The organism is Amycolatopsis sp., from assembly GCF_025464955.1.
Taxonomy (GTDB): Bacteria; Actinomycetota; Actinomycetes; order Mycobacteriales; family Pseudonocardiaceae; genus Amycolatopsis.
The window spans coordinates 63,584-71,861 of the sequence record NZ_JAODNM010000031.1 but is presented as its reverse complement, the minus strand read 5'-3'; the positions used below and the strand labels follow the sequence as shown (position 1 = coordinate 71,861).

Genomic DNA, 8,278 nt, shown 5'->3' with positions numbered 1-8,278 from the left:
AGCAAGGGCCTGGTCGTGTCCGGTGTATGGCGAATGCCGGTGTCCGGAGCTGGGTGTGGGACTCGCCGGTCTGAGTGTGGGACTCGCCCTCGCTGAACGTGGGACTCGCACAGCACATCGGCGAGTCCCACACTCCGGCCCGGCGAGTCCCACGCTCAACCCGACGAGTCCCACAATCACCACCAGCCGACCACACCCACTGACCCCAAGAACCCCACCAGCCACACCGACACCACTGAGGCGTCGCGGACCCACACATACGACACAAAAGCCACAAAAGTGCCCTCGTTGGGTGTGGTCAGGAGCGGAAGTAGTCGACGGTCCGGCGGACGCCTTCGGCGATGTCCACTGCGGGCTGCCAGCCCAGTTCGGTCCGCGCGGCGGAGGCGTCCAGTGCGGACGCCCGCAGGTCCCCCAGCCGGGCCGGCGCGTGCTCAGGAGCATCCGCGGCGCCGACGGCCTTGGCGACCAGTGTGTGCAGCCGGCGGTCCGAGGTCTGCACCCCGGTGCCGATGTTGTAGCGGCGTCCGCCGCCCTGCTCCCCCGAAGCCGCGATGAACGCCGACACGACGTCCTCCACGAAGACGTAATCGCGTGTGTTGCCGCCGTCGCCGAACACCTTGGTCGGCTCCCCGGCCAGCAGCCTGCCCGCGAAGATGGCGATCACGCCCGCCTCACCGTGCGGGTCCTGCCGCGGCCCGTAGACGTTGGCCAGCGCGAGGTGGGTGCATTCCAGGCCGTAGAGCTGGCGGTAGGTGTTCAGGTACACCTCGCCGGCGACCTTGCTGGCCGCGTACGGCGACATCGGGTTGATCGGCGTCGACTCGGCGACCGGCAGCTCGTCGGGGGTGCCGTAGATCGAGCCGCCCGAAGAGGCGAACAGCACCTTGCGCACGCCCGCCTTACGCGCGGCTTCGGCCAGGTTGACCGTGCCGACGACGTTCGTGTGCACGTCGAGCAACGGTTCGGCGACGCTGAGCCGGACGTCGATCTGGGCAGCCAGGTGGAAGACCACCTCGGGGGCCGCCTCGGCGACGACGTCGGTCAGCTCCGGGCTGGTGACGTCCAGCTCGACCAGCTTGAACCGGCCTTCCACGCTCGCCAGGTTCTCCCGGCGGCCCCGCCGCAGGTCATCGACGACGACGACCTCGTGCCCGTCCCGCAGCAGCCTGTCGACCAGTGTCGAACCGATGAACCCGGCGCCGCCGGTGACCAATGCCCGCATGCGCCCAGCCTAGGAGGGCGGGGCCAGTGACCCGGTTCCGGGGGTTTGCCGAGCGCTCAGCTGTTCCCGAAAGCATGCTTGGCCAGCGCGCGGGCGATGTCCCGCTGCCCGCCGCGCATGGCCGTGGGCAGCAGGGTCAACGCGTGCAGCCGGGACGCCGAGTGGCCCCGCGCGGCCCGGGACGCCCGCTGCCAGCCCTTGGCCCGCATCCGCTCGGCCATCTCGAGGAACAGCGCGCGCTCCTCGGTGAAGCGGTCGCCGTCCAGCGCCATCTTCGACGAGACGCTTTCCAGATGCCGCCGGTACTGGAAGCACACCGTGCTGTCGAGGACCATCTGCTCGCCGCGCTCGATGAGTTCGAGCTCCAGCGCCAGGTCCTGGGTGGTGCGCAGCTCGGGACGGAACCCGACCGACTTGATCGCGGCGGTGCGCCAGGTCATCGCGGGGAAGTACAGCCAGTTGCCGCGCAGCAGGCTGGTCGCCAGCTCCTCGCCGCCCATCTGCCGCCGACCGGTCACCTTCGGCGCGTAGAGCCGCCGCTTAACCTCGTCGGCCAGGCCCTTCACCGGCCGGCCGTGCTCGTCGATGACCTCGACGCCCGGCTGGATCATGGCGGCGCCGGGGTGCTCGTCCCGCGCGGCGAGCACGATGTCGACGTAGTTCGGCAGCATCAGGTCGTCGGCGCCGAGCATGACGAGAAGGTCATGTTCGGCGAGTTCGAGGCAGCGCGTGAAGTTGCCGGTGACGCCCAGGTTCTGCTCGTTGCGGAAGTAACGGACGCGGTCGTCGCCGAGGGAATCGAACCAGCCCGGCACGCTCGGTTCCGCGGTGTCGTCGACGACCGTCAGCCGCCACCCCGGGTTCGCCTGCGCGAGCACGCTGCGCACGGCGTCCTGCATGAGGGCAACGTCACCGTAGTACGGCAACATGATGTCGATCGTCGTCATGCGCTGGGTCTCTCCTCGATTACACGACAGCTAGTGCGCCATGATGCCCTAGAGGGCTCTCAACCCCGGAGATCGGCCTCGGATCGGCCTAACTATCCTCGGGGACCGTGAAGAGTTCTGAGCTGGCCATCAGCGGGGCGTTCGAGTTCGTCCCCACCACGTTCGCCGACAACCGCGGGATGTTCGTCAGCCCGTACCAGGCACCGGCGCTCATCGAGGCGATCGGGTACGCGATGCCCGTGGTGCAGACCAACCACTCGATTTCGCGCCGCGGCAGCATCCGCGGCGTGCACTTCGCCGACGTGCCGCCCAGCCAGGCGAAGTTCATCTACTGCCCGCGCGGTTCACTGCTGGACGTCGTGGTCGACATCCGCGTCGGCTCGCCGACCTTCGGCAAGTGGGACGCCGTGCGGCTGGACTCCAAGGAGTGCCGCGGGCTGTACGTGTCGGAGGGCCTGGGGCACTCGTTCGTCGCCCTCGAGGACGACACGGTGATGACCTACCTGTGCTCCGAGGGCTACAACCCGGGCGCCGAACACGGCATCAACCCGCTCGATCCCGCGCTGGGCCTGCCCTGGCCGGCCGACCTTGAGCAGCTGCTTTCCGACAAGGACCGCGACGCCCCGACCCTCGCCGAGGCGGAAGCGGCCGGTACCCTACCCCGATACGAGGACTGTCTCGCATACTACGACCAGCTCCGGGCCGCCCACGCGTGACAGCGCGTCAGTACCGCCCCGGGCACGCGCTCACCGAGTGCGGTCGTCTTTCGAAAACCGAGGGGAAGAGCGCGCGACTATGAGAGGGATCATCCTCGCCGGTGGCAGCGGAACCCGGCTGCACCCGATCACGCAGGCCGTGTCCAAGCAGCTGCTGCCGGTCTACGACAAGCCGATGGTGTACTACCCCCTGTCGGTGCTGATGCTCGCGGGCATCAAGGAGATCCTGATCATCTCGACCCCGGTCGACCTGCCGATGTTCCGGCGGCTGCTCGGGGACGGCTCGCAGTTCGGCCTGCGCCTGGAGTATGCGGAGCAGGCCCAGCCCAACGGGCTGGCCGAGGCGTTCATCATCGGCGCGGAGTTCATCGGCGACCAGGACGTCGCACTCGTGCTCGGTGACAACATCTTCCACGGCCAGGGTTTCGCCAAGGTGCTCCAGCACCACGCGAACCCGATCGACGGCTGCGTGCTGTTCGGCTACCCGGTCAAGGACCCCGAGCGTTACGGCGTCGGCGAGGTCGACGGCGAGGGCCGGCTGGTCTCGATCGAGGAAAAGCCGGAGCTGCCCAAGTCCAACAAGGCCATCACCGGGCTCTACTTCTACGACAACCAGGTCGTCGAGATCGCGGCCGGGCTGGCGCCTTCGCCCCGCGGTGAGCTCGAGATCACCGACGTCAACATGGCGTATCTCAAGCAGGGCAACGCAAAACTGGTCGACCTCGGGCGCGGGTTCGCCTGGCTGGATACCGGCACGCACAACTCGCTGCTCGAAGCCGGCCAGTACGTGCAGGTGCTCGAACACCGGCAGGGCGTCCGCATCGCGTGTCTCGAAGAGATCGCACTGCGCATGGGTTTCATCGACGCCGACGCGTGCTACGCCCTCGGAGAGCAGCTCGCCAAGTCCGGCTACGGCCAGTACGTGATGGAAGTCGCCCGCAGCGCGGGCTCCAAGCACTGAATCATTTCTCCCAAGCACTGACCGAGGAAAAAGAGGAGCACGATGCGGGTTCTGGTAACTGGTGGGGCGGGGTTCATCGGATCCCACTACGTACGCCAACTCGTCGGCGGGGCCTACCCGAAGTTCGCCGACGCCGAGGTCGTGGTGCTGGACAAGCTGACCTACGCGGGCAACGAGGCCAACCTCGCACCGGTCGCCGACAGCCCGCGCCTCAAGTTCGTCCGCGGTGACATCTGCGACGTCGAACTGGTCGGCAAGCTGATGGCCGGCACCGACGTGGTCGTGCACTTCGCCGCCGAGTCGCATGTGGACCGGTCCATCTCCGGTGCCGCGGAGTTCGTCGTCACCAACGTGCTGGGCACGCAGACGCTGCTGCAGGCCGCGCTGGAGGCAAACGTCGGCAAGTTCGTGCACATCTCCACCGACGAGGTGTACGGCTCGATCGACTCCGGCTCGTGGACCGAGGAGCAGCCGCTGGAGCCCAACTCGCCGTACTCGGCGGCCAAAGCCAGCTCCGACCTGATCGCGCGCTCGTACTTCCGCACGCACGGCCTGCCGGTGTGCGTCACGCGCTGCTCGAACAACTACGGCGAGTACCAGTTCCCGGAGAAGGTCATCCCGCTGTTCGTGACGAACCTGATCGACGGCAAGAAGGTGCCACTGTACGGCGACGGCCTCAACATCCGCGACTGGCTGCACGTCGACGACCACTGCCGCGGCATCCAGCTCGTCGTCGAAGGCGGCCGCGCCGGCGAGGTGTACAACATCGGCGGTGGCACCGAGCTGACCAACCACGACCTGACGGACAAGCTGCTGACCGCGACCGGCGCCGACTGGTCCAGTGTGGAGCGGGTGACCGACCGCAAGGGCCACGACCGCCGCTACTCGGTCGACATCTCGAAGATCAGCGCCGAGCTCGGCTACCAGCCGCAGGTGCCGTTCGAAGAGGGTCTGGCCCGCACCGTGCAGTGGTACCGCGACAACCGCGAATGGTGGGAGTCCCTCAAGGCCCGCGCCGCCCTCTCCCAAGGCTGACGCACCCCCGTACGGACGTTTCGTGAAGGCCACCTTCACCGCGCAACACGCGGTCAAGGTGGCCTTCACGATTTCCAAGCGAGTTCGCCGCCTGTGCACATCAATGAGTCGCGAAGCTCCGTCCAGAAGCTTCCGGCGGCGAGGGCCGGTGACGTGGTAGACGGCAAGCAGCGCGGCGACGTCGTCGATCGTGACGGCGTTCTTCCCGTTCTCCAGCCGGCTGATCTTGCTCGCGGAGGCGTCGATGCGCTCACCCGCCGGGCGGACGCTGAGGTTGACTTCCTCCCGGAGCGCGCGCAGGGCCTCGCCGAGTTCCTGCGCGCGCACGGTCGGATCCGAATCGGTCGTCGCCATGGGCCCATCATCGCCCGAAGGCAGCAACTGTTGCGGTTACTGCACCAACGCAGGCTCAGTTCTCCGAGCGCAGGATCTTCAGCGCGTGCGCGAGGTCGTCCGGGAACTCGGTCTCGAACTGCACCCAGCGGCCGTCAGCCGGGTGGTGGAAGCCCAGCGTGCGGGCATGCAGCCACTGCCTGGACAACCCGAGCCGCTTCGCGAGAACAGGGTCGGCGCCATAGGTCAGGTCGCCGACACAGGGGTGCTTCAACGCCGAGAAATGCACGCGGATCTGGTGCGTCCGGCCGGTCTCCAGCTTGACCTCGGCCAGCGAAGCCGCGCGGAAAGCCTCGACGACCTCGTAGTGCGTGATGCTGTCCCGGCCGCCGGCGACCACGGCGTACTTGTAGTCGTGGCGAGGGTGGCGGTCGATCGGCGCGTCGATGGTGCCGCGTGTCGGGTCCGGGTGCCCCTGGACCAGCGCGGTGTAGCCCTTGTCGACCGTGCGCTCCTTGAACGCGCGCTTCAACACCGTGTACGCGTGCTCGCTCTTCGCGACCACCATGACCCCGGTGGTGCCGGCGTCGAGGCGGTGCACGACGCCCTGGCGCTCCGCTGAACCCGACGTCGAGATGCGCAGACCCGCCGCGGCGAGCCCGCCGACGACGGTCGGGCCGGTCCAACCCGGGCTCGGATGCACGGCGACGCCGACCGGCTTCGACACGACGACGATGTCGTCGTCCTGGTAAACGATGGCCATGCCGGGAACGGGTTCCGCGATGATCTCGATCTTGTTCGCGGGCTCGGGCATGGTGACCTCGAGCAGCCCGCCGATGTAGAGCCGGTCGGACTTGCCCGCGGGCTTGCCGTCGAGCAGCACGTCCCCGGAGGCGGCGAGCTCGGCGACCACGGTCCTCGACAGCCCGAGCAGCTTCGCAAGGCCCGCGTCGACCCGCATCCCGTCCAACCCGTCGGGTACCGGCAACATCCGAGCGCTCACTGTGCTTCCTTCGTCCTGCCGCGCGGGATCGAGCGGCCGTCGTAATCCTTACCGAGCAGCGAAAGCAGCACGATCAAAACCCCGCCGACACAGATGCAGGAGTCGGCGATGTTGAAAATCGCCCAGCCCTGCCCGTTCGGCGCGAACAGTGAAATGAAGTCGACGACGTGGCCCTGCAGCGGCCCCGGCGCGCGGAAGATCCGGTCCGACAGGTTGCCCAGCGCCCCGGCGAGTACGAGGCCCAGCCCGATGGCCCAGCCGACCGACCGCAGCCGCGCGGCGAGCCAGACGATCGCGACGACCACCGCGGCCGCGACCACGGCGAGGATCCAGGTCATCCCGGTGGCGATGCCGAACGCGGCGCCGCCGTTGCGGATCAGCTGGAGGTAGACGGTGCCGCCGAGGATCCGGTGCGGCACGTCCTCTTCCAGGTTCGACACGACGGCGATCTTGGTGACCTGGTCCACGGCGAGCGCCACGAGCGCAACGGCCAGCACGAGCCCGATACGCCGCTTGGGCAGCGTTTCGGGCGCCTCAAGGGCGACGTCGGCTGCGGCATCAGCCTCGACGGTGTCCGGGTTTTCGGCCTGGACGGTGTCGGCTGCCTGGTCGGACGCGGTGTCCTGGTGCGATTCGGGCTCGGTACTCACGGGTCCATTGTCCACTGGTCCCGGGCGCGCCGCCCCGCCGGTGTGGTCAGCGCAGGAAAGACGGGAGCTCGCGCGGGTCGTCGACCGGCGCCCAGCGGCCGTCCTGCTCGGCGTAGGTCCACCGCGCGCCGCGCGCCACGATCTGCCGGAGCGCCAGCACGAGCCTGTCGACGTGCTCGGTGGTGGTGCCGAGACCGAGGCTCACTCGCACGGCCTGGCCCGCACCGGACCCGGCTTCGCGGAGCAGCCGCTTGGTCGCGACGTGGGCGCAAAACGCGCCGTCCCGCACCCCGATGCCGTACTCCGCGGACAGGACCGCTGCCAGCCAGCCGGGGGTGAACCCGTCGAGCGCGAAGCTCACCGTGGATACGCGGTCCACGGCCGCGTCGAACAGGCGAAGCTCGGACAGCCCCGGGACGGCGGCGAGGCCGCGGTGCAGCCTGTCCAGCAGGTCGGCCTCGTGCGCGGCGACATCGTCCCAGCTCTGGGCGAGCTTTTCGCACGCGACACCGAGCGCGTACACGCCGACGGTGTTCGGCGAACCGGCTTCATGCCGCTCGGGGCCGGAGTTCCAGACCACGGCCGACTCGGTGACGACCTTGGTCGCGCCTCCGCCCGCGAGGTACGGCTCGGCGGCGCGCAGCCAGTCGGCGCGGCCGATCAGCGCGCCCGCACCGAACGGCGCGTAGAGCTTGTGGCCGGACAGCGCGACGTAGTCGACGTCGAGGTCGCGAACCGAGACCCGGCGGTGCGGCGCGAGCTGCGCGGCGTCGAGCGCGATCCGTGCGCCGTGTTTGCGGGCGACCGCGGCGATCTCCTTGACCGGCAACAGTTCCCCGGTCACGTTCGAGGCTCCGGTGAGCACGACCAGCCGTGGCCCGGCCGGGCATTCGGCGAGCGCACTGTCCACAGCGGACACCGCTTCGAGGCGGGTGCGCGGGGTGCGGATCCGGCGGACGTTCGGGCCCTTCCACGGCAGCAGGGCCGCGTGGTGCTCGGTGTCGAACACCACGACCGACGTGTGCTTCGGCAGGCTGCGAGCGAGCAGGTTGAACGAGTCGGTGGTGTTGCGGGTGAAGATCACCGTGTCGCTCTGACGGGCGTCGACGAAACGCCGCAACACTTCGCGGGTCCGCTCATAGACCTTTGTGGACACCTGCGAGGCGAATCCCGCGCCGCGGTGGACGCTGGCGTAGTACGGCAGGAACTCGTCGATGGCGTCGCGCACCGCGGCCAGGCAGGGCGCGCTGGCGGCGTGGTCGAGGTTGGCGTAGCCGATCTGCTCGCCGTTGACGAGCGGCACCTGCAGATCCGCGCCGACGACAGCGGGAACGTCGTGACAGGTCAGGGATTCGGTGCGGTCGAGAGCGAGCGTCATGATGCCTCCGGCAGTCCAGGGGACCTCAAG

General features: G+C 68.9%; 8 protein-coding genes and 1 pseudogene. 3 read left to right on the top strand and 6 right to left on the bottom strand.

The annotated features are described in order from the left end of the window. Positions 1-298 precede the first annotated feature (298 nt). Together JWQ81_RS06365 and JWQ81_RS06360 are read right to left on the bottom strand one after the other, a co-directional pair. Positions 299-1,225: an SDR family NAD(P)-dependent oxidoreductase gene (locus JWQ81_RS06365; RefSeq protein WP_297538523.1), complete on the bottom strand. Its 927-nt coding sequence runs from the start codon at positions 1,223-1,225 to the stop codon at positions 299-301. 56 nt (positions 1,226-1,281) lie between these two features. Further along, positions 1,282-2,172, bottom strand: a complete 891-nt coding sequence (locus tag JWQ81_RS06360) for a glycosyltransferase (RefSeq protein ID WP_297538521.1) — start codon at positions 2,170-2,172, stop codon at positions 1,282-1,284. 107 nt (positions 2,173-2,279) lie between these two features. Here JWQ81_RS06360 and rfbC point away from each other — a divergent pair, with 107 nt between their 5' ends. From rfbC to rfbB, 3 genes are all read left to right on the top strand, one after another. Further along, positions 2,280-2,888 (top strand): dTDP-4-dehydrorhamnose 3,5-epimerase, encoded by a 609-nt coding sequence (gene rfbC, locus JWQ81_RS06355; RefSeq protein ID WP_297538519.1) that lies wholly within the window; start codon positions 2,280-2,282, stop codon positions 2,886-2,888. 79 nt (positions 2,889-2,967) lie between these two features. Continuing rightward, a complete protein-coding gene (gene rfbA / locus JWQ81_RS06350) occupies positions 2,968-3,849 on the top strand; it encodes a glucose-1-phosphate thymidylyltransferase RfbA (RefSeq protein ID WP_297538517.1) in 882 nt (293 codons plus the stop codon). Between the two features lie 42 nt (positions 3,850-3,891). Further along, positions 3,892-4,884 carry a dTDP-glucose 4,6-dehydratase gene (rfbB, locus tag JWQ81_RS06345; protein ID WP_297538515.1) on the top strand — a complete coding sequence of 331 codons (993 nt, stop codon included), beginning with the start codon at positions 3,892-3,894 and terminating at the stop codon, positions 4,882-4,884. A 138-nt stretch (positions 4,885-5,022) separates the two neighbouring features. Here rfbB and JWQ81_RS06340 read toward each other — a convergent pair. From JWQ81_RS06340 to JWQ81_RS06325, 4 genes and pseudogenes are all read right to left on the bottom strand, one after another. After that, a pseudogene (locus tag JWQ81_RS06340) lies at positions 5,023-5,238 on the bottom strand (helix-turn-helix transcriptional regulator); the annotation flags it as partial. Between the two features lie 55 nt (positions 5,239-5,293). After that, positions 5,294-6,220: an RluA family pseudouridine synthase gene (locus JWQ81_RS06335; RefSeq protein WP_297538513.1), complete on the bottom strand. Its 927-nt coding sequence runs from the start codon at positions 6,218-6,220 to the stop codon at positions 5,294-5,296. Next, positions 6,217-6,741 carry a signal peptidase II gene (gene lspA, locus JWQ81_RS06330; RefSeq protein ID WP_297538535.1) on the bottom strand — a complete coding sequence of 175 codons (525 nt, stop codon included), beginning with the start codon at positions 6,739-6,741 and terminating at the stop codon, positions 6,217-6,219. The genes JWQ81_RS06335 and lspA overlap by 4 nt, the downstream gene beginning before the upstream one ends. Positions 6,742-6,916: 175 nt before the next feature. After that, positions 6,917-8,248: an aminotransferase class V-fold PLP-dependent enzyme gene (locus JWQ81_RS06325; protein WP_297538511.1), complete on the bottom strand. Its 1,332-nt coding sequence runs from the start codon at positions 8,246-8,248 to the stop codon at positions 6,917-6,919. Positions 8,249-8,278: the final 30 nt, after the last annotated feature.